Origin of the sequence: Rhodobacter capsulatus, from assembly GCF_003254295.1 — a bacterium.
Lineage (GTDB): Bacteria > Pseudomonadota > Alphaproteobacteria > Rhodobacterales > Rhodobacteraceae > Rhodobacter > Rhodobacter capsulatus.
Window position 1 is genome coordinate 43,609 of sequence record NZ_QKZO01000008.1, and the last position, 19,358, is coordinate 62,966.

Consider the following 19,358-nt stretch of genomic DNA (forward strand, 5'->3'; position numbering starts at 1 on the left):
TCATCCGGTCTGCGGCACGGCGCGCGGGGCCTTGCCCCGGCCGGGATTTTCATGCGGGAACGGCAGATCCGGCACCGGTTTGTCCAGAAACCGGCACAGCGAGGTCCAGTCCCGTTCCTCGGTCAGGTTGAAGGCGTGAAAATTCGCGCAGCCGTCGAAATGCGCCAGAATGGCGGCGTTCAGATCGTGGTAGTAGCGCAGCAGCGCGTCTTTCTGCGCCAGCGGGTCGGTGATGCCCCAGACCCGGCTGATGGTCATCGTCGCGCCATATCCCCCCGCCGCATGCAGCGTCTCGAGCGGGGCGGCCGTGTTGCCCCCCGCCTTCTCCAGCTGGTTCATCAGAGAGGTGTACCACGGCTCCGGCGCGCGCAGCGTCAGCACGAACCGCGCCTCGGGATAGCGGCGCGAGAGCCACAGATAAAGGTCGGTCCCGCCGAAGGGCATGTCGGCGAAAGCGTCGAAATGGCGGATCACCCGGGCGATCTCGTCGGTGTCGCCCAGCACCTGCAGCGCCATCAGGAAGTTGCTGTGATTGTTGCCCGAGGCGCCGCGGCAGACCTTGTAGCCCAGCTGTTGCAGCGCGGTTTCCAGCGAGGTGGTGCCGGTCTTCGGAAAGCCGAGGCAGAACACCTTGCCGCGGCCCGTGGTCTCGTCGCTCATCCCTCTGCCCCGGTTTCGCGGTGTTGCCGCATCGCCGCGAAGCGGCTGCGGATCGTGCCGCCGCGCAGCCCCTCGTGCGGCAGGTCGAGATCGACCGCGGGCGGCGCCGCCCCGACCCGGAAGTCGAGACAATAATAGGCGTTGCCCAGATGCCATTCGAGCCGGACCTCTTGCGCCACGGCGGGAAGCGCCTGCAGCGGCGGCGCGCAGGCCATCAGCGGATTGTCGTTCAGCACCATCTGCCCGGTCAGCGTCTGCTGCAGCCAGGGCGCATAGCCCTCGTCGGCGATGACGATGCGCCCGCCGGGGCGGGTCACGCGGGTCATCTCGGCGATCGCCCGCACCGGGTCGCCGAACTGGTTGAAGCCGCCGGTGCTCAGCACCGCATCGAAGCTTTGATCCGGGAAGGGCAGATAAAGCGCATTCGCCCCGCACCAGATCGTGCGGCAGCCGGTGTCCGTGGCAAACCGGCCCGCGCCATGCGCCAGCAGCTCCAGCGAAATGTCGGTGCTGCACAAGACGCCGCGCGGCAGCCGTTCCTGCAGCAGCCGCGTATTCGCCCCGCCGCCACAGGCATTGTCGAGCACCACCGCATCCGGCGCCAGATCGAGCTTGTCGATGGCCTTGCGGCGCAGCGCCTCCTCGTCGCCGCCGAAGGCGCGGAAGGTCCAGCGCAGAAAGGCTTCCTCGACCGCGGGCAGGGGCCGGTCGAATTGCGGCGGCGCCGGGTCTGTCGGCTGCGGCCGCGGGTGCACAAGATCGGCAAGCCCCGCGCGGATCGGATACACGGTTCCGCTGTCCGCTGCGATCAGCGAAACGCCGTCGGCGCCGGGCTGCAGGGGCGCAAGCGCGACCGGATCGACGAAGGCGGGCGGCATCACGTTGTCACCGGGGTCGCTTGGGGCCATGGACGCTTCTCCGTTCGGGGATTTTCGGGGGGGGCACACGGATCGGAAGGGTCAGCCTTCCACGATGTCTGCACGCAACTCCGCCACGGTCCGTTCGAACAGGGCGGGCAGAAAACAGGGATGTTTTCCTGTATAGGGGGGCAGGAAATTCAGATCAATGCCCGCGCGCGAAAACACCGCGCGATCGTAAAGCGCGGTGCCGCCCGGCGCGTTGAGGTAGCGGGTTCCGCCCTGCCTGCGCACGATGTCAAGGATGCGCTCTTGCGCGTTCAGCCCCGCGGGCAGGTCAAGGTCGCTGCCGCGGCAGATCCGGCAGCCGAAATCGAGCGCCTCGGCGACGATCCGCAGCGAGCGTTCAAGATAGGGGACAAGCGGTCCCTCGGGGGTCTGCAGCAGATCCAGAACCTGTCGGCGCAAGGGCGTGTCGGCGGGCAGCGGCCCGGGCAGCTTGCGGCATTGCGGCCAGAGCCGGCTGGCCGCATCGGGGGCAAGGCGCATCGCGTCGATCAGGCTGTCGCGCGGGGCGGGGTCGAGCGGCAGGGTGATCCAGCGGCCCGCACCGGGAAGCGCGCAGCGATGCACCCGGCCGCGGCGCGGAAACTGCACGCAATCCAGAATGACAAAGACATCCGCCGCCGCCAGCAGCCGGTAATAGCCGCCATAGGGAAAGAAATAGGGCTGCATCACCGCGATCGTCGTCATGGTGAAGCGCCCCTCCCGCCTAGCCCAGCAGCCGCCGCGCGAACCGCCGCGCCCCGTTGGGCAGGACGCGCGTCCCGCGCGAGATCGCCAGCGCGCCATCGGGGATGGTCTCGGTCACCGCGGTGCCCGCGCCGATGATGCAGCCCGATCCGACGCTCAGATTGTCGGCCAGCCCCGTTTGCCCGCCGAAAAAGGTGCAGTCACCCACCCGCGCATTGCCCGCGATGCCGCAAAAAGAGGCGAAGAAACAGAAATCCCCGATCTGCGCATGATGGCCGATATGGACCTTGCTCCACAGGATCGATCCGGTGCCAAGCTTCGCATAGGGCTGGACGGTGCATTCCTCGAGGATCACCGAATTCTCGCCGATCTTGGCGCCGCTCACATGCGAGGAGGGGTGGATGTAGCTGGCGAAGCTGTAACCCCGTTCTTTCGCCTCGAAATGGCGGTCCCGGCGAAACGTGTTGTTGCCACGATAGCTGACAGGCCCGAGTATGCGAATCTTCCCGGGGGGGAAAAGGGTGCTGGCGTCGTCCCATGCCGCGACGGGCAGGCCCTTGAACTCTCCCGAGGGCGGCAGATAGGTGCGGTCGACGGTGAAGCCCACCAGATTGAGATGCGGATCTTGCTGAACGTAATGTGCCATGACCTCGGCGATCTGGCCGACACCGAACAGAATGATGTCCAATCCAAGGCTCCCCTCATGCTGACCCCGACACCGCCCGGCCCGCCGCCGCCCGACAACAGGCCGCGGCTTCCGGTTGCCCGGCCGACCCTGCCGCGGACAGAAACCCTTGTGCCATATCTGCGCCAGATCGACGAGAGCAGAATTTACTCCAATCACGGCCCGCTGGTGGCGCAGCTCGAAGCCCGGATGGCGGCGCGGCTGGGGCTGGGCCGGACCGGGGTGATTTCCTGCAGCACCGGCACGATGGCGCTGGTCGCCGCGATCCGGGCGGCGCGCGGCCTGTCGCGCTCGCGCGGCGGCCTGTGCCTGCTGCCCGCCTATACTTTCGTCGCGACGGCGGGGGCGGCGCTGTCTTGCGGCTACGACTGCCATCTGGTCGATATCGACCCCGCCAGCTGGGCGATGGAGCCCGCGGCGCTGCGCCGTCATCCGCGGCTGGCCGAGGTCGGGCTGGTGCTGCCGGTGGCGCCCTATGGCCGCGGGATCGACCTGCAGGGCTGGCAGGATTTCCAGGACGAGACCGGGATCGCGGTGGTGATCGACGCGGCGGCCTGTCTGGACGGGCTGATGGCGCCCGGGAGGGATCTGCCGCGCTCGATCCCGCTGGCCGTGAGCCTGCATGCCACCAAAAGCTTCGGCTGCGGCGAGGGCGGGCTGGTGCTGTCGCGCGACACCCTTTTGCTGCAGGAGGCCTACAAGGGTCTCAACAACGGCTTTTATCTGTCGCGCGAGGCGCAGGTCGTCGGGCTGAACGGCAAGATGAGCGAATATGCGGCGGCGGTGGCGCTGGCCGAGCTGGACGGTTTCGCGCAAAAGCGCGCGCAATGGGAGAGGGTCGCGGCCAGCTATGCGCGGGCCGGGGCGGAGGCGGGCGTGCGGCTTTGGACGGCGCCCGAGGTCTCGGCCTGTTATGCGCTGATCGAGGCGCGCGATGCCGGGCAGGCGGCGGCGATGGCAGGGCGGCTGCATGCGGCGGGGATCGACTTTCGCGCCTGGTATGGCGCCGGGCTTCCGGCGCATCCGGCCTATGCCGGGCTTTCGCGCGATGCGCTGCCGGTCAGCGCCGATGTGGCGGCGCGGCTGATCGGGCTGCCCTGTTTCACCGATCTGGCCGAGGCCGATATCGCCCGGGTCGTGGCGGTTCTGGCCGCCTGAGCCGCCGCGTCGGAGCGCGCCCGCTAGAGCGGGCCTTCCGCCAGCCGGTAGCCGACGCCCGGTTCGGTCAGGATCAGCCCCGGCGCGGCGGGGTCGGGCTCGATCTTGCCGCGCAGCTGGCCGATGAAGACGCGCAGATATTGCGTGTCGTCGTGATGCGCCGGGCCCCAGACCGCGGTCAGGATCTGCCGATGCGTGACGACGCGGCCCAGATTGCGGACAAGAACCGCCAGCAGATCGAATTCCTTCGGCGTCAGCCGCACCGGCTGGCCGTCCTTTTGTACCAGCCGCTTGTCAAGATCGACGCTGAGCGCCCCCAGAACAAGCCGCGTCGTTTCCCCCTTTGCCCGCGTCGCATGGCGGGCGGCGGCCCGCAGGCGGGCCTGCAACTCGCCGATGCCGAAGGGTTTTTCCAGATAGTCATCGGCGCCCAGATCCAGCGCCTCGACCTTTTCCGCCTCGCGGTCGCGCGCCGAAAGCACGATCACCGGCACCGCGCTGAAGGCCCGCACCGCCCGCAGAACCTCCTTGCCATCGCGGTCGGGCAGGCCCAGATCCAGCAAGATCGCCTCGGGCGCGATGCTGGCGGCCAGCCGGATCGCCTCCTGTCCGGTCATCGCCGCGACGATCTCGTAGCCCGCCGATTCCAGCGCGATCCGCAGCATGGTCTGGATCTGGTCATCGTCATCGACAACAAGCAAACGGCGCATCCTCATCGGGTCTCCTCGTCCTTTGGCAGCTCTGCAAGCGGCAGCCGCACGATCAGCCGGGTGCCGCGGCGGCGGATCGCGGGGCTTTCGGCCTTGATCGTGCCGCCCATCGCCCGCACGAGGCCGCGGCAGATCGAGAGCCCAAGCCCGGTGCCGGGCTTGCGCCGGTCGGTGCCGCCCGCGCGGAAGAACTTCTCGAAGATCCGCTCCAGATCGGCCGGTTTCACCCCGGCGCCGTCGTCGGTCACGCTGATCGCCACCGTATCGCCCTCGTTGCGCGCATGCACGCTGACCTCGCTCTCGCCGTATTTATGCGCGTTGTCGAGCAGGTTGAACACCACCTGCGCCAGCAGATCCTGATCGCCGCGCACGAAGCCCAGATCGGGGGCCAGGCTGACCCGGGTCTGCCGCCCCGGATGGGTCTTGCGCGCCCGCTCGACCGCCAGCCGGATCGCATCGCCGACATCGACCCAGTCGCGGCGGACCTTGACCACGCCCTGATCGATCCGGCTCATCTCCAGCAGATTGGCCACGAAGCGGTTCAGCCGCGCGGCTTCCTGCCCGATCGTGTCGAGCAGATCGTTGCGCTGATCGTCGCGCAGGTCGGTTTCGTCCCGTTGCAGCGTCGTCACTGCGCCGGTGATCGCGGCCAGGGGCGTCCGCAGATCATGGCCGAGCGAGGCCAGAAGCGCATCGCGGATGGTGTCGTTTTCCTGCATCGCCGCCGCCTTCACCGCCTCGCGCACCAAAAGCGCGCGGTCCAGCGCCACCGCCGCCTGTTCCACCGCCGCCGCCAGCTTCGCCTCGTCGGCGACCGAAAGCGGCTGGTCGCGGTCGGGCGGCTCGTAGCCCAGCACCGCCACCACATGGCGCGGCGTGGCCAGCGGATGAAAGCGCAGCCGCAGGTTCGGCAGCGTCGCGGTGCGCCAGCCCGCGGTTTCGCCCTTCTCCAGCACCCAGCGCGCGGCGGTCATCTCGACCGGATCGGCGATCTCCTCGGGCGGCCAGGCGGCGCAGGGCAGCAACTCCTGGCCCTCGACCAGCAGCAAGATCGCCTTGCCGCCCATCAGCCCATGCACCTGTGTCACCATCGCCCAGGCGACATCCTCGGCCGAGGAGGCCGCCGAGAGCTGGCGCGAAAACGCCGCCTGCGCCTCGATCGCGCGGGTCTGGGAGAGCGCCGCCCGGGCCTGGGCGCGGATCCGCCCGGTCCAGGAGCCGGTCAGGCTGGCGACGACCAGAAAGATCACCAGCGCCAGGAATTCATGCGGCCGGGCGATGCTGAAGGTGTGCAAAGGCTCGATGAAGAAGAAGTTGTAGCCCAGACAGGACAGAAGCGCCGCCAGAACCGCCGCCCGGGTGCCGCGCAACGTGCCGCAGATCAGCACGCCCGCCAGAAAGATCATCGACAGGTTCGGCAGTTCCATCACCGCGTCGAGGGCATGGCCGATCGCGATCACCCCGGTCGTGGCCAGCGTGGCAAGGCCCAGATCGGCGGGCAGGCCCGGCCCCGCGGTGATCCGGCGCAGGGCGTCGAAAGGGGCTTGCCGCACCGCCGGTTCCGGGCTGGCAAGCGGCAGAAGATGCACGGCAATTCCGTCTGCCCGCGCGGCCAGAGCCTCGGGCAGGCTGGGGCGGAGAAGCCGCGCGAGACGGCCGCGCGGCCGATGCGCCAGCAGGATCTGGGTGACATGTTCGCGCCGCGCCACGCGCAGGATGTCCTCGGCAAGATCGGCGCTGGTCAGCCGCAGCGCCTCGCCCCCCAGCGTCTCGACCAGCCGCAGCGCTTCGGTCGCGTGCCGCTCGGTCGCGGACGCATCCGCCGGATCGCCGGGCGGCGCCAGCACCAGCGCGATCCAGCCCGCATTGAGCGCCGAGGCCAGCCGCGCCGTCTGCCGGATCAGCGCATCGCCCGAGCCGTCGGGCAGCAGGCACAGCAAAAGCCGCTCGGCCGAGGCCCAGGGCCCCTCGATCGCCTTTTGCCGCAGGATCTCGGTCATCTGGTCATCGACCCGCTCGGCGGTGCGGCGCAAAGCCAGCTCGCGCAGCGCCGTCAGATTGCCCGGGGTGAAGAATTTCTCCACCGCCCGGCGCGCGGTCTGCGGCAGATAGACCTTGCCCGCCTTGAGCCGCGCGATCAGCTCGTCGGGCGGGATGTCGACCAGCACCACATCCTGCGCCTCTTGCAGCATCACGTCGGGCACGGTCTCGCGCATCGGGGCGCCGGTGATCCGCGCCACCACATCGGCAAGGCTTTCCAGATGCTGGATGTTCAGCGCCGTCCAGACGTCGATCCCGGCATCCAGCAGTTCGCGGATGTCCTGCCAGCGCTTCGGATGCCGGCTTTGCGGCGCGTTGGTATGGGCGAGTTCATCCACCACCAGAAGCGCCGGACGCCGGGCCAGCGCGGCGTCGATGTCGAATTCCTCGAGCCGCTGCCCGCGATAGTCGATCTGCCGCCGCGGCAGGGTTTCCAGCCCCGCCGCCAGCGCCTCGGTCTCGGCCCGGCCATGCGTCTCGATCAGGCCCAGAACCACGTCGCCCCCCTCGGCGCGCAGCCGGTGGGCTTCCTGCAGCATCGCGCAGGTCTTGCCCACCCCCGGCGCCGCGCCAAGGAAGATCTTCAGACGGCCGGGCCGCTCGCGCTGGCTCAGCGCCAGCAACGCATCGGGATCGGGGCGTTTTTCCGGGTCACCGGCGGGCATCGCATCCTCGGGTCATTGCGCGGCCAGTGTGTCCAGCGCGCGGTTCAGCGCAAGCACATTCACCCGCGGCGCGCCGAAGATGCCAAGGATCGGCTGCCGGGTCTGCCGCTCCACCAGCTCTGCCACCCGCGCGGGGGCAATGCCCCGCGCCGCCGCCACCCGCGCCACCTGCGCTTGCGCGTTTTGCGGCGAGATGTCGGGATCAAGCCCCGAGGCCGAGGCGGTCACCGCATCGGCGGGCACGGGCGCGGCCATCCCCGCGGCGGCGACATCGGCCCGGATCCGGTCGATCAGCTTTTGCGACAGCGGCCCGAGGTTCGAGCCGCCCGAGGCCATGGCATCATAGGGCGTCGCCGCGGCCGAGGGGCGGGGGTGGAAATACCCCGGCGCGGTGAAATTCTGCCCCACAAGCTCCGATCCCAGAACGCGATCGCCGTCCCGGATCAGGCTGCCCTGCGCCTGATGCGGCAAAAGCGTGGTGGCAATGGCCGTCATCGAGAGCGGATAGGCGAGCCCGAGCAGGAGGGTGAAGCCCCCGACAAAGACCAGCGCGGGGCGAAGATGAGAGATCATGCAAGCCTCCTCAGGCAAGGTTCAGATGGGTCAGCGCAAGGTCGATCAGCTTGATGCCCGCAAACGGCATCACCAGCCCGCCGAGCCCGTAGATCGCCAGGTTGCGGCGCAGAAGCACCGCCGCCGCGACGGGGCGATAGCGCACGCCGCGCAGGGCCAGCGGGATCAGCGCGACGATGATCAGCGCGTTGAAGATCACCGCCGAAAGGATCGCCGATTGCGGCGAGCCAAGCTGCATCAGGTTCAGCGCCCCCATCTGCGGATAGGTCGCAACGAACAGCGCGGGCAGGATGGCGAAATATTTTGCCACGTCGTTCGAGATCGAAAAGGTCGTCAGCGCGCCCCGCGTCATCAGCAATTGCTTGCCGATGCCGACGATCTCGATCAGCTTCGTCGGGTTGCTGTCCAGATCGACCATGTTGCCCGCCTCGCGCGCGGCCTGGGTGCCGGTCTGCATCGCCACGCCGACATCGGCCTGGGCCAGCGCGGGCGCGTCGTTGGTGCCGTCGCCGCACATCGCAATCAGCCGCCCGCCCGCCTGTTCGCGGCGGATATAGCCCAGCTTGTCCTCGGGCGTCGCCTCGGCCAGAAAATCATCCACCCCGGCTTCCGAGGCGATGGCGGCGGCGGTCACCGGGTTGTCGCCCGTCACCATCACCGTGCGGATGCCCATGGCGCGCAATTCCGCAAACCGCGCCCGGATGCCGGGTTTGATCACGTCCTTGAGGTGGATCACCCCCAGAAGCTGGCCGTCATCGGCGACGGCCAGCGGCGTGCCGCCCGAGCGCGCGATACGGTCCACCGCGGCGCGGAATTCAGCGGGCACCGTGTCGGGGCTGCGGCCAAGGTGGCGCAGCACCGCATCGACAGCCCCCTTGCGGATGCGCCGTTCCCCCAGATCCAACCCCGAAAGCCGGGTCTGCGCCGCAAAGGGCACCAGCACCGCGGCTTCGGGCAGCGCGGGCTCGCTCAGCCCGAAATCGGCCCGCGCCAGCGCCACGACCGAGCGCCCCTCGGGCGTCTCGTCGCCACGGCTGGCCAGCAGCGCCGCCTCGGCCAGTGTCCGTTCGGTCACCCCCGGCATCGGCACGAATTCCGAGGCCATCCGGTTGCCAAAGGTGATCGTGCCGGTCTTGTCGAGCAAAAGCGTGTCGACATCGCCCGCCGCCTCGACCGCGCGGCCCGAGGTGGCGATGACGTTGAAGCGGATCAGCCGATCCATCCCGGCGATGCCGATGGCCGACAAAAGCCCGCCGATCGTGGTGGGGATCAGCGTCACCAGAAGCGCCACCAGCACCACCACCGAAACGGCCGTGCCCGAATAGCCCGCCAGCCCCCAAAGCGTCACCACCGCGATGAGGAAAATCAAGGTCATGCCCGACAGCAGCACCGAGAGCGCCAGCTCGTTCGGCGTGCGTTGCCGCTTTGCCCCCTCGACCAGCGCAATCATCCGGTCGATGAAGGTCTCGCCCGGGGCGGCGGTGATGCGGATGCGGATTTCATCCGAAAGCACCGTCGTGCCCCCGGTGACGGCGGAGCGGTCGCCGCCCGCCTCGCGGATCACCGGGGCGCTTTCGCCGGTGATCGCCGCCTCGTTGATCGCGGCCACCCCGGCGACGATCTCGCCATCGAGCGGGATGATCTCGCCCGCGGCGACAAGGACGACATCGCCCGGTTCCAGATCGAGCGCCGAGACGTTTTCCCAGATCGGCTCGGCACTGTCGGGCAGCACCAACCGCCTTGCGCGGACATCGCAGCGCGACTGGCGCAGACTGGCGGCCTGCGCCTTGCCGCGGCCCTCGGCGATGGCCTCGGCGAAGGTTGCAAACAGCACGGTGAACCAGAGCCAGGCCGCGATCTGGCCGGAAAACCACGGCTGCCCGGTGCCCTGTCCCAGCTCGCGCAGCCACAGGCCGGTGACCAGAACGGCGCCGATTTCGGTGACGAAGATCACCGGGTTGCGCATCAGTTTGCGCGGATCGAGCTTGCGGACCGCCTCGATCAGGGCCTCGGCCAGCAACGCGCGGTCAAAGGCGGCGGGTTTGGAGGATTGCGACATGTCAGCCTCTCAGAAGGTCACGAGATCGCGCATCAGCACTTGCTCGACGATCGGGCCAAGCGCGAGCGCGGGGAAGAATTGCAGCCCGCCGAGGATCACGATCACCCCCACCAGCAGCCCGACAAACAGGGCCGAGGTGGTGGGGAACGTCCCCGGCGAGGCGGCGATGCGCGGTTTCGACGCCAGCGCCCCGGCCATCGCCAAGACCGGCAGCACATAGGCGAAGCGGCCCAGCATCATGGCGATGCCAAGGGTGGTGTTGAACCAGGGCGTGTTGGCATTGAGCCCGGCGAAAGCCGAACCGTTGTTGCCCGCCGCCGAGGAATAGGCGTAAAGCAGCTCGCTCAGCCCGTGCGGCCCGGCATTGTTCAGGCTGGCCAGCGCCGAGGGCAGCAGCGCCGAGGCCGAGGTGAAGCCCAGGATCACCAGCGGCAGGATCAGCACCGCCAGCACTGCCAGCCGGATTTCCCGCGCCTCGATCTTCTTGCCCAGAAACTCGGGGCTGCGCCCGACCATCAGACCGGCGACAAAGACCGAGAGCACGCAAAACACCACCATGCCGTAAAGCCCGGATCCGACACCGCCCGGCAGCACCTCGCCCAGCTGCATCAGCAGCATCGGCACCAGACCACCCAGCGGCGTCAGGCTGTCATGCATCGTGTTCACCGCACCGCAGGAGAGCCCCGTGGTCACCGCGACGAAGAGGGCCGACATCGCCTGGCCGAAGCGGAGCTCCTTGCCCTCCATGTTGCCCGCCAGCGGATCAAGCCCCAGCGCGGTCAGATGCGGGGTGCCCGAGGTTTCGGCCCAATAGACGGTGGCCGTCGCCGCGACCAGCAACAGCCCCATCGCCGAGAGGATCGCCCAGCCCTGCCGTTCCGATCCGGTCATCCGGCCGAAGGTGATCGGCAGCGCCGCCGAGATCGCCAGCATCGCCCAGATCACCAGCCCGTTCGAGAGCCCCGAGGGGTTTTCCAGCGGATGCGCCGAATTGGCGTTGAAAAAGCCGCCGCCATTGGTGCCAAGCTGCTTGATCGCCTCCTGGCTGGCGACCGGCCCCAGCGCGATCGTCTGTTGCGCCCCTTCGAGCGTCACCGCCCCGACCGAGCCGGTCAGCGTCTGCGGCACACCGAGCACCACCAGCGCCAGCGCCACAAGGATCGCCAGCGGCAAAAGCACGTAAAGCGTCGCCCGGGTCATGTCGACCCAGAAATTGCCCAGCTGATCGGTGCCCGCCCGCGCGAAAGCCCGCGTCACCGCCATGGCCAGCGCGATCCCGGTGGCGGCCGAGAGGAAATTCTGCACCGCAAGCCCGGCCATCTGGCTGAAGGGGCTCATCGTGGTTTCGCCCGCATAGGCCTGCCAGTTGGTGTTGGTCAGGAAGCTGACGGCGGTGTTGAAGGCCAGATCGGCGGGCAGGCCGGGCAGCTGGCCCGGGTTGAAGGGCATCAGCCCCTGCGCCCGCAAGATCAGGTAGAGCGCGGCAAACCCCGCCGCGCTGAAGGCGAGCATCGCAAAGGCATAGTTCAGCCAACCCTGGTCGCGGTCGGGGGCGACGCCTGCGAGGCGGTAGAACCCGCGCTCGACCGGGTGCAAGAGCGGGTGCAGGAAGGTGCGCTCGCCGCTGAACAGGCGCGCCATGTAGCGGCCGAGCGGCACCGCCGTCGCCAGCGTGCACAGCAATACGGCCGCGATCTGCAGCCATCCGATAACTGTCATGGGGATCTCCTGGCCCGGTCAGAATTTCTCGGGCGCGATCAGGGTGAGGATCAGATAGGCGCCCACGGCAAGCGCCACGGCCAGGCCGATGATGGCTTCGGCCATGATCAGGTCCGCGCCAGCAGCACGGCGTAAAGCGCGAACAGCGCGATCAGCCCGAGGCCGAGGCCGGCAAAAAGGATATCGGACATCGAGGGTCTCCTTGGTGCATCGAAAAGATGCCCCAGGATCGCGCCGGAGCGCATCAGGGATCGATAGCGAAAGCACCCGCGCGGCATAAGGAAGGTGCAAGGAAACCGGGGGGCTGCGCCTTGCCGCCGCGGCCTGCGCGCCCTAAGCCTGTTTCATGCGCATCCTCGACAACATCATCAGCGACCGCGGCTCGAAATATGCGGTGTCGGGCGGGCCCTGCGCGACCGAGGCGGAGGCGAAAGCCTTTGTCAAGGCGCTCTGCCGCGACAAGAAATTCGCCAGGGCGACGCACAACAGCTGGGCGCTGCTGAGCGCGGGGGGCGCGCTGAAGACCGACGATGGCGAGGCGGGGGCGGGTCTGGTGATCCTGCGCATGCTGGAGCGCGCGGGCCTGCGCGATCACATCATCGTCGTGACGCGCTGGTTTGGCGGCAAGCCTCTGGGCGGCGACCGCTTCCGCCATGTGCAGGAGGCGGTGCGGATCTATCTTGAGGCGGGGCAAGGCGGTCCGTGTCGATGACCGGCGGGCTGTCCGCCTTCGCGTGATCGCGCCGCCCGCGATCGGCGCGAATGCGAGGATCGTGCAAGATTTCGCGAGGATCGGCGTCGCGCCCCGCGGCCTTGCGGGCCTATCTTGGCGGCTACCGGGCGGCCTGTTGCCCCCGGTCTTCCCGATCGAAAGGACAGATCATGCGCTATCGCCCCCTTGGCCCGAGCGGCCTTCTGGTGTCCGAACTCTGCCTTGGCACGATGACCTTTGGCGGCTCGGAGGGGATCTGGGGCCAGATCGGCCAGCTGCGCCAGCCCGAGGCCGATGCGCTGGTGCAGACCGCTTTTGACGCCGGGATCAATTTCATCGACACGGCGAATGTCTATGCGGGCGGCGAGAGCGAGCGGATCCTGGGCCAGTCGATCCGCAACCTCGGCCTTGCCCGCGACGATCTGGTGATCGCGACCAAGGTGATGGGGCCGATGGGTGCGGGGCCGAACGGCTGCGGCGCCTCGCGGGCGCATATCCTGGCGCAGGCCAAGGCCAGCCTTGCCCGGCTGCAGATGGAGCATATCGATCTTTACCAGATCCACGGCTTCGACCCGGTGACGCCGATCGCGGAAACGCTTGAAGCGCTCGATACGCTGGTGCGGCAGGGGCATGTGCGTTACATCGGCCTTTCGAACTGGGCGGCCTGGCAGATCGTCAAGGCGGTGGGCATCACCGAGGCGCGGCAGCTGGCGCCGATCCTGTCGCTGCAGGCCTATTACACGCTCGTCGGCCGGGATCTGGAACGCGAGATCGTGCCGATGCTGCAAAGCGAAGGCCTCGGGTTGCTGGTCTGGAGCCCGCTGGCGGGCGGGTTCCTCTCGGGCAAATACAGCGCTGGCACGGCCGCCGAGGGGCGGCGGGCGGCATTCGATTTCCCGCCCGTCGATCTGGCGCGGGGCGATGCCGCGGTTGTGGTTCTGCGCGAGATCGCCTTGGCCCGGGGCTGCTCGGTGGCGCAGGTGGCGCTGGCCTGGCTCTTGCATCAGCCGGTGGTGACCTCGGTGATCGTCGGCGCGAAGCGGGTCGATCAGCTGGCCGACAACATCGGCGCGACCGGGCTGCGGCTTTCGGCCGAGGATCTGGCGGCTCTGGCGGCGGTGACGGCGCTTGCCCCGGAATATCCGGGCTGGATGCTGGAACGTCAGGCGCAATACCGCGCCCCCTTCGCCGCGCCGAAGCGCTGAGCGCCCGCCCCGACCGTTCGGAGCTTAGGCCGGGACGTCGGTCAGTCTTCGAGGGATTTGACCGAGCTGTCGGCCTGCCCCTGCACCCAATAGCCTGCCGCCCAGCACCACCCGGATCATCGCGGGGCAGGGGGGGCGTCCCCCGGGCAGAGAATTTCCTTCTGAAAAACCCCCGTCTTTGGAATTCAATTCGGCTGTCGAATGTGCGAAAAATCTACTAATTAAGTCGTGATAATGGGCCATGACCGCGCAACCGCCTTCCGACACCGACGAGAGTCGCAAGACCACCTGTTACAGGTGTGCCTGCCGCTGCGGCATCGACGTGCATCTGCGCGCGGGCAAGCTGCGCACCATCGAGGGCAACCAGGATCATCCGGTCAACCGCGGCGTGATCTGCGCCAAGGGCGCGGCGGGGATCCAGCAGGTGACCGCGCCCGCCCGGCTGCGCGCGCCGCTCAAACGGGTGGGGCCGCGCGGCGCCCGCATCGTTTCGGTCAATCCGGTCCGCACCGGCTGCAATGCCGTCGCCGATGACTGGCTGGGCCTGACGCCCGGCACCGACGGGCTGCTGATCCTGGCGCTGGTGCACGAACTTCTGGTCGCCGGGCGGATCGATCTGGACGATCTGGCCCGCTTCACCGATGCGCCCTGCCTTCTGATCCCGGGCGAGGGGCCCGAAAGCGGGCTTTACCTGCGCGACGATACCGGCCGGGCGCTGGTGATCGACCGCTGCAGCGAGGCGCTTGCACCTTTTGACGGCGACGGCGTCGAGCCCGATCTGCGCGGGCCTTGGCCCGGCCATCGCCATGACCGGATGATCGGCCGTCCGGTCGGTTTTCACGCCATGCGCGGGATCGCCGCGCATGCGAACGGCTTTCAGACCGCCCGCGCGCTGCATCTTTTGCAGATGCTGCTGGGCGCGATCGAGACCCCGGGGGGGCTGCGCTTCAAACCGCCCTATCCGAAGCCGCTCTCCGCCCATCCGGTGCCGCATTTTGTTGCCGAACCGGGAAAGCCGCTTGACGGCCCGCATCTGGGCTTTCCGCGGTCCCCGGCCGAGGTGGCGCGGTGGCTCACCGACCGCGACGTGTCGCGCTTGCAGGCCTGCTTCCGGCGGCGCTTTTGCTGGCGGGCGCGGCTTTCGTCGCGCCGCGGACGCGCGAGGCGCCGAAGGCGCAAAAGAAACCTTCTGTCCGAACGCCCGGAGAGACCGCAGATGATTTCCGCCAAGGAGGCAGCATGACGCTTGATACACAACGCACCGACATCCCTGAGGAGAAAGGGTTTTCCCTGGTTCCGGTGCTGGCGGCGCTGACCCGGGCGCGGGCCGAGTGGCGGGCGGCGCATCACCGCGCCACCACCGCCTCGGGCGGGCGGGCATTGCCCGCGCCCGAGGCGGTGGAGCGGATCGTCGCCGGGCTGCGCGGGGCGCTGTTTCCGATGCGGCTCGGGCCGTCGGATCTGCGGCAGGAAAGCGAACAGCTTTACGTCGGCCATACGCTCGACGTCGTTCTGCGCGATCTGGTGGAACAGGTGGTTCTGGAACTGGGCGGACGGCCGAACACCGCCGATCCGGCGCAGCGGGCGGAAATCCGGGCGCGGGCGCATGCGCTTGTGCGCGCCTTCGCGCAATATCTGCCGACGATCCGCATCCAGCTTGACCGGGACGTTCTGGCCGCTCACGGCGCCGATCCGGCGGCGCGCAGCGTCGACGAGGTGCTGCTCTGCTACCCGGGTCTGGCCGCGATGATCCACCATCGCATCGCCCATCAGCTTTATCGTCTGGGCGCGCCGCTGATCGCGCGGATGATCTCGGAGGCGGCGCATCGGGCGACGGGGATCGACATCCACCCCGGCGCGACGATCGGCGAGGGCTTCTTCATCGATCACGGCACCGGCGTGGTGATCGGCGAAACCACGGTGATCGGCAATGGCGTGCGGCTGTTTCAGGCGGTCACGCTGGGGGCGAATAGCTTTCCCGCCGATGCGCCGGGCCGCGCGCTCAGGGGGCAGCCGCGCCATCCGATCGTCGAGGATGACGTGGTGATCCATGCCGGCGCGACCGTGCTGGGCCGGGTCACGCTGGGTCGGGGCGCCGTCATCGGCGGCAATGTCTGGCTGACCGAAAGCGTGGCCCCGGGCGCGTATGTGACCCAGGCGCAGCTGACGCAAGGAACCCGGCCGGGCCCCGCAACCGACTGACACGGAACCATTTCCAACCTGCCCGCCCGGCGGTCCGGCCGCGGGACGGCCTTCCGCACCCGGGAAGGCGAGAGAGAATGACCGAACCGCGTCAACTGGCGCCGGGCGACAGGGCCGCCCGCCAGCTTGCCAATGCCGCGACGCGGCCGTGCTGCCCACGACCTTCGTCGATTATCACGCGGCGACGCGGGACTATGTCCTCAACGCGGCTTCGACCGTGCGCGGTGTCCGCACGCGGGTTTCCGGCCTTTATGCCTCGCCCGTCGATCAGGTGGCCTGTTCGAAGGGCCGCGGGGGAAGAAAATCGCGCCACGGCGGCAAATCCGCGTTCTGGACTCAAGGCTTTGGCGAAACTGGACCTAATCGGGCCGGGCTGCCGCTGGCATGGTCGGGCCATCCCACTTTCAGCCAGAGGCCCAAATGCACGCCGCCCCGATTCCGCAAGATGCCGCCCCGATCATCGCCGCTGATCGCGCCCATGTCTGGCACCACCTCAGCCAGCACAAAGCCTATGAAACCACCGACCCTCGGGTGTTTGTCGAGGGCCGCGGGATGCGGCTGTGGGATGCGACCGGGCGCGAGTTTCTGGACGCCACCTCGGGCGGGGTCTGGACGGTGAACCTCGGCTATGGCCGCAAGGATGTGGTCGAGGCGGTCGCGGCGCAGCTTCTGGCGCTGCCCTATTATGCGGGGGCGGCGGGCACCGTGCCCGGGGCGCGCTATGCCGAGGCGCTGATCGCGAAGATGCCGGGGCTGAGCCGCGTCTATTATTCCAACTCGGGCTCCGAGGCGAACGAGAAGGTCTACAAGATGGTGCGGCAGATCTCGCATCGCCATCACCGCGGCCGGAAGGGGAAAATCCTTTTCCGCGAAAGGGATTACCACGGCACCACCATTGCCGCGCTCGCCACTTCGGGGCAGGCGCAGCGGGCCGCGCACTACGGGCCTTTCCCGGAGGGTTTCGTGAGCGTGCCGCATTGCCTGGAATACCGGGCGCAATGGGATGTCGCCAATTATGGCGAGCGCGCCGCCGATGCGATCGAGGAGGTGATCCTGCGCGAGGGGCCCGACAGCATCGGTTGCCTCGTGCTCGAGCCGATCACCGCGGGCGGGGGTGTGATCGTGCCGCCCGCGGGCTATTGGGAAAAGGTGAGCCACATCTGCCGCAAATACGACATCTTGCTGCATCTTGACGAGGTCGTTTGCGGCCTCGGCCGCACCGGGGCCTGGTTCGGCTATCAGCACTATGGCATTCAGCCCGATTTCGTCACCATGGCGAAGGGCGTGGCGGCCGGTTACGCGGCGATTTCCTGCACCGTGACGACCGAGGCGGTCTTTGATCTGTTCAAGGACGACCCCGCCGATCCGCTGTGCCATTTCCGCGACATTTCCACCTTTGGCGGCTGCACGGCGGGGCCTGCGGCGGCGCTCGAAACCCTGCGGATCATCGAGGAGGAGGGGCTTTTGGAGAACACCGCCCGGATGGGCGCGCGGCTGCTTGCGAACCTGCAAGACCTTGCCGAACGGCATGCGGTGATTGGCGACGTGCGCGGCAAGGGCTTGTTTTGCGGGGCCGAACTGGTGGCGGACCGGCGCACGAAAGAGCCGCTCTCCGAGGCGAAGGTGCAGGCGGTCGTGGCCGATTGCGCCGCGCAGGGCGTGCTGATCGGCGCCACCAACCGCTCGGTGCCGGGGCTGAACACCACGCTTTGCCTTGCCCCCGCGCTGATCGCCTCGGAACCCGAGATCGACCGCATCACCGAGACGATCGACGCCGCCCTGAGCCGTCTCGCCGCTTGACAGCGGCGCTGGACCTATCCCTGATGGGTCCAGAACAGCGGTGGGGCGCAGATGGCCATTGCGGTCGAAAGCTTCTTTCTGGCGCCGGGCGGGCAGGGATCGCTGCAACACCGCCTGCGCCAGATGGTGACGGAAGGGATCCTCTCCGGCCGGTTTCGTCCGGGCGACCGGATGCCCTCGACCCGGGCGCTGGCGGCGCATCTGGGCGTCGCGCGGATCACCGTGACGCTGGCCTATGCCGATCTCGTGGCCTCGGATTACCTGCTGGCACGGGGGCGCTCGGGGACGTTCGTGTCGTCTGCGGCCCCCGATGCGCGCCGTGCCGAGCCCTTGATCCAGCACGGGCCGAGCGCCGACTGGGCGCGGCTTTTGCATCCGCGCGCACAGGGCCTGCCGCGCCCGGACCGGCCGCGCGACTGGTCGGTCTATCGCTATCCCTTCATCTACGGGCAGACCGATCCCGCGCTTTTCGACCATCAGAACTGGCGCGCCTGTGCGCTGCAAGCCCTTGGCCGGCGTGAGTTTCACAGGCTTTCGGCGGATTGCTACGACGAAGACGATCCGCTGCTTGTCGAATACATCCTGCGCCACATCCTGCCCCGTCGCGGCATCGCCGCCGTGCCCTCCGAGGTGCTGATCACCATGGGGGCGCAAAACGGGCTTTGGCTCGCGGCGCAGGTTTTGCTCGGGCCGGGCGAACGCGCAGTGATGGAAAACCCGGGCTATCCGGGCACGCGCGCGGTGCTGGGCACGACCGGGGCCGAGGTGCTCTCGGTCGATGTCGATGACCGGGGGCTGGCGCCCGAGCATCTGCCCGCGCGGCTCAAGCTGGTGGTCACCACCGCCAGCCATCATTGCCCGACCAATGCCACTCTGCCGGTCGAGCGGCGACTGGCGCTGCTGGCGGCGGCCGAGACGGGGGATTTCCTGATCCTCGAGGATGATTACGAATTCGAGATGTCCTTTCTGCACTCGGCCGCGCCCTCGCTGAAATCGCTCGATGCGGGCGGGCGCGTCGTGCATCTGGGCTCATTCTCGAAATCGCTGTTTCCGGGGCTGCGGCTGGGCTATCTCGTCGCGCCCGCGCCTTTCGTTGCGGCGGTGCGGGCGCTGCGCGCCACCGTGCTGCGCCATCCGCCGGGGCAACTGCAACGCACGCTGGCGCTTTTCCTGTCGCTTGGCCATTACGATACGCTGGTGGCGCGGATGAAAGCGTCGTTCCGCACCCGCCGCGAGGTGATGGCGAAAGCCATCGAAGACAACGGGTTGCAGGTGGCGGGGCAGGGCGGGTTCGGGGGCTCCTCGTTCTGGATGCAGGCGCCCGGGACGGTCGATACCGAGGATCTGGCGCTGCGCCTGCGCGCCGAGGGGGTGCTGATCGAACCGGGCCGGGTGTTCTTCGATCCGGCGCGCGCGCAGCGCAATTTCTATCGCCTCGCCTATTCCTCGATCGGCCCCGCCGCGATCCCCGAGGGCATCGCCCGCATTGCAAGGGCGCTGCGCTGATCTGGCCCCATCCGAACGCGCGAACTGGACCCAAGACTTCGCGCCGTTCCGGGG

At 68.6% G+C, this 19,358-nt stretch carries 17 protein-coding genes and 2 pseudogenes; 8 read left to right on the forward strand and 11 right to left on the reverse strand.

The features are described 5' to 3' along the window. Genes LY44_RS12520 through LY44_RS18295 form a run of 4 tightly spaced genes read right to left on the reverse strand, consistent with a single transcriptional unit; the run spans nt 1 to nt 2,958 of the window. Nucleotides 1–660, reverse strand: coding sequence for a sulfotransferase family protein (locus LY44_RS12520; RefSeq protein WP_055212790.1), 660 nt, complete (start codon nt 658–660; stop codon nt 1–3). Continuing rightward, nucleotides 657–1,568, reverse strand: coding sequence for a class I SAM-dependent methyltransferase (locus LY44_RS12525; protein WP_146707237.1), 912 nt, complete (start codon nt 1,566–1,568; stop codon nt 657–659). The genes LY44_RS12520 and LY44_RS12525 overlap by 4 nt, the downstream gene beginning before the upstream one ends. A 51-nt stretch (nt 1,569–1,619) precedes the next feature. Further along, nucleotides 1,620–2,270, reverse strand: coding sequence for a WbqC family protein (locus LY44_RS12530; protein ID WP_055212792.1), 651 nt, complete (start codon nt 2,268–2,270; stop codon nt 1,620–1,622). A 19-nt stretch (nt 2,271–2,289) separates the two neighbouring features. Continuing rightward, nucleotides 2,290–2,958: an acetyltransferase gene (locus LY44_RS18295; RefSeq protein ID WP_223230668.1), complete on the reverse strand. Its 669-nt coding sequence runs from the start codon at nt 2,956–2,958 to the stop codon at nt 2,290–2,292. 15 nt (nt 2,959–2,973) lie between these two features. Between LY44_RS18295 and LY44_RS12540 the strand changes: the two genes are divergently transcribed. Then, on the forward strand, nt 2,974–4,113 hold the full coding sequence (locus tag LY44_RS12540) for a DegT/DnrJ/EryC1/StrS family aminotransferase (protein WP_223230667.1): 1,140 nt from the start codon (nt 2,974–2,976) through the stop codon (nt 4,111–4,113). A gap of 23 nt (nt 4,114–4,136) precedes the next feature. Here the strand turns inward: LY44_RS12540 and LY44_RS12545 are convergent, their stop codons facing one another. Genes LY44_RS12545 through LY44_RS18300 form a run of 7 tightly spaced genes read right to left on the reverse strand, consistent with a single transcriptional unit; the run spans nt 4,137 to nt 12,124 of the window. Further along, nucleotides 4,137–4,829 (reverse strand): response regulator, encoded by a 693-nt coding sequence (locus LY44_RS12545; RefSeq protein WP_055212794.1) that lies wholly within the window; start codon nt 4,827–4,829, stop codon nt 4,137–4,139. Then, on the reverse strand, nt 4,826–7,528 hold the full coding sequence (locus LY44_RS12550) for a sensor histidine kinase (RefSeq protein ID WP_055212795.1): 2,703 nt from the start codon (nt 7,526–7,528) through the stop codon (nt 4,826–4,828). Before LY44_RS12550 ends, LY44_RS12545 begins: the two co-directional genes overlap by 4 nt. 12 nt (nt 7,529–7,540) lie before the next feature. Continuing rightward, complete coding sequence (gene kdpC / locus LY44_RS12555; protein ID WP_055212796.1) at nt 7,541–8,101, reverse strand: potassium-transporting ATPase subunit KdpC; 561 nt, start codon at nt 8,099–8,101, stop codon at nt 7,541–7,543. Nucleotides 8,102–8,111: 10 nt separating this feature from the next. Next, nucleotides 8,112–10,160, reverse strand: a complete 2,049-nt coding sequence (gene kdpB / locus LY44_RS12560) for a potassium-transporting ATPase subunit KdpB (protein ID WP_055212797.1) — start codon at nt 10,158–10,160, stop codon at nt 8,112–8,114. 9 nt (nt 10,161–10,169) lie between these two features. Beyond that, nucleotides 10,170–11,879, reverse strand: a complete 1,710-nt coding sequence (kdpA, locus tag LY44_RS12565; RefSeq protein ID WP_055212798.1) for a potassium-transporting ATPase subunit KdpA — start codon at nt 11,877–11,879, stop codon at nt 10,170–10,172. Nucleotides 11,880–11,897: 18 nt separating this feature from the next. Then, nucleotides 11,898–11,984: a potassium-transporting ATPase subunit F gene (locus LY44_RS18570; protein ID WP_074552628.1), complete on the reverse strand. Its 87-nt coding sequence runs from the start codon at nt 11,982–11,984 to the stop codon at nt 11,898–11,900. Nucleotides 11,985–11,986: 2 nt separating this feature from the next. After that, complete coding sequence (locus LY44_RS18300; protein ID WP_223230769.1) at nt 11,987–12,124, reverse strand: hypothetical protein; 138 nt, start codon at nt 12,122–12,124, stop codon at nt 11,987–11,989. Nucleotides 12,125–12,225: 101 nt separating this feature from the next. Here LY44_RS18300 and LY44_RS12575 point away from each other — a divergent pair, with 101 nt between their 5' ends. The 7 genes and pseudogenes from LY44_RS12575 to tauR all read left to right on the forward strand — a co-directional run bounded on the left by LY44_RS12575 (nt 12,226) and on the right by tauR (nt 19,304). Continuing rightward, complete coding sequence (locus LY44_RS12575) at nt 12,226–12,591, forward strand: YigZ family protein (protein ID WP_055212799.1); 366 nt, start codon at nt 12,226–12,228, stop codon at nt 12,589–12,591. 170 nt (nt 12,592–12,761) lie between these two features. Beyond that, entirely contained in the window at nt 12,762–13,796 is a 1,035-nt protein-coding gene (locus LY44_RS12580; protein ID WP_055212800.1) for an aldo/keto reductase, read from the forward strand. Nucleotides 13,797–14,037: 241 nt separating this feature from the next. Beyond that, nucleotides 14,038–14,862: pseudogene (locus tag LY44_RS12585) on the forward strand (hypothetical protein); the annotation flags it as partial. 173 nt (nt 14,863–15,035) lie between these two features. Continuing rightward, the gene (epsC, locus tag LY44_RS12590; RefSeq protein ID WP_055212802.1) at nt 15,036–15,998 is read left to right on the forward strand and encodes a serine O-acetyltransferase EpsC; all 963 of its coding nucleotides are present in this window, start codon (nt 15,036–15,038) and stop codon (nt 15,996–15,998) included. Nucleotides 15,999–16,146: 148 nt separating this feature from the next. Next, a pseudogene (locus LY44_RS18455) lies at nt 16,147–16,260 on the forward strand (hypothetical protein); the annotation flags it as partial. 158 nt (nt 16,261–16,418) lie between these two features. After that, complete coding sequence (locus tag LY44_RS12595) at nt 16,419–17,798, forward strand: aminotransferase family protein (protein WP_055212803.1); 1,380 nt, start codon at nt 16,419–16,421, stop codon at nt 17,796–17,798. Nucleotides 17,799–17,849: 51 nt separating this feature from the next. Further along, the gene (gene tauR, locus LY44_RS12600) at nt 17,850–19,304 is read left to right on the forward strand and encodes a MocR-like taurine utilization transcriptional activator TauR (RefSeq protein ID WP_055212804.1); all 1,455 of its coding nucleotides are present in this window, start codon (nt 17,850–17,852) and stop codon (nt 19,302–19,304) included. The last annotated feature ends 54 nt before the right edge of the window (nt 19,305–19,358 follow it).

What these genes read in the sequence shown, in the direction of transcription:
- LY44_RS12520 (WP_055212790.1), bottom strand. Translation starts at nt 660, where the DNA reads ATGAGCGACGAGACCACGGGCCGCGGCAAGGTGTTCTGCCTCGGCTTT.
- LY44_RS12525 (WP_146707237.1), bottom strand. Translation starts at nt 1,568, where the DNA reads ATGGCCCCAAGCGACCCCGGTGACAACGTGATGCCGCCCGCCTTCGTC.
- LY44_RS12530 (WP_055212792.1), bottom strand. Translation starts at nt 2,270, where the DNA reads ATGACGACGATCGCGGTGATGCAGCCCTATTTCTTTCCCTATGGCGGC.
- LY44_RS12540 (WP_223230667.1), top strand. Translation starts at nt 2,974, where the DNA reads ATGCTGACCCCGACACCGCCCGGCCCGCCGCCGCCCGACAACAGGCCG.
- LY44_RS12545 (WP_055212794.1), bottom strand. Translation starts at nt 4,829, where the DNA reads ATGAGGATGCGCCGTTTGCTTGTTGTCGATGACGATGACCAGATCCAG.
- LY44_RS12550 (WP_055212795.1), bottom strand. Translation starts at nt 7,528, where the DNA reads ATGCCCGCCGGTGACCCGGAAAAACGCCCCGATCCCGATGCGTTGCTG.
- kdpC (WP_055212796.1), bottom strand. Translation starts at nt 8,101, where the DNA reads ATGATCTCTCATCTTCGCCCCGCGCTGGTCTTTGTCGGGGGCTTCACC.
- kdpB (WP_055212797.1), bottom strand. Translation starts at nt 10,160, where the DNA reads ATGTCGCAATCCTCCAAACCCGCCGCCTTTGACCGCGCGTTGCTGGCC.
- kdpA (WP_055212798.1), bottom strand. Translation starts at nt 11,879, where the DNA reads ATGACAGTTATCGGATGGCTGCAGATCGCGGCCGTATTGCTGTGCACG.
- LY44_RS18570 (WP_074552628.1), bottom strand. Translation starts at nt 11,984, where the DNA reads ATGGCCGAAGCCATCATCGGCCTGGCCGTGGCGCTTGCCGTGGGCGCC.
- LY44_RS18300 (WP_223230769.1), bottom strand. Translation starts at nt 12,124, where the DNA reads ATGCGCTCCGGCGCGATCCTGGGGCATCTTTTCGATGCACCAAGGAGA.
- LY44_RS12575 (WP_055212799.1), top strand. Translation starts at nt 12,226, where the DNA reads ATGCGCATCCTCGACAACATCATCAGCGACCGCGGCTCGAAATATGCG.
- LY44_RS12580 (WP_055212800.1), top strand. Translation starts at nt 12,762, where the DNA reads ATGCGCTATCGCCCCCTTGGCCCGAGCGGCCTTCTGGTGTCCGAACTC.
- epsC (WP_055212802.1), top strand. Translation starts at nt 15,036, where the DNA reads ATGACGCTTGATACACAACGCACCGACATCCCTGAGGAGAAAGGGTTT.
- LY44_RS12595 (WP_055212803.1), top strand. Translation starts at nt 16,419, where the DNA reads ATGCACGCCGCCCCGATTCCGCAAGATGCCGCCCCGATCATCGCCGCT.
- tauR (WP_055212804.1), top strand. Translation starts at nt 17,850, where the DNA reads ATGGCCATTGCGGTCGAAAGCTTCTTTCTGGCGCCGGGCGGGCAGGGA.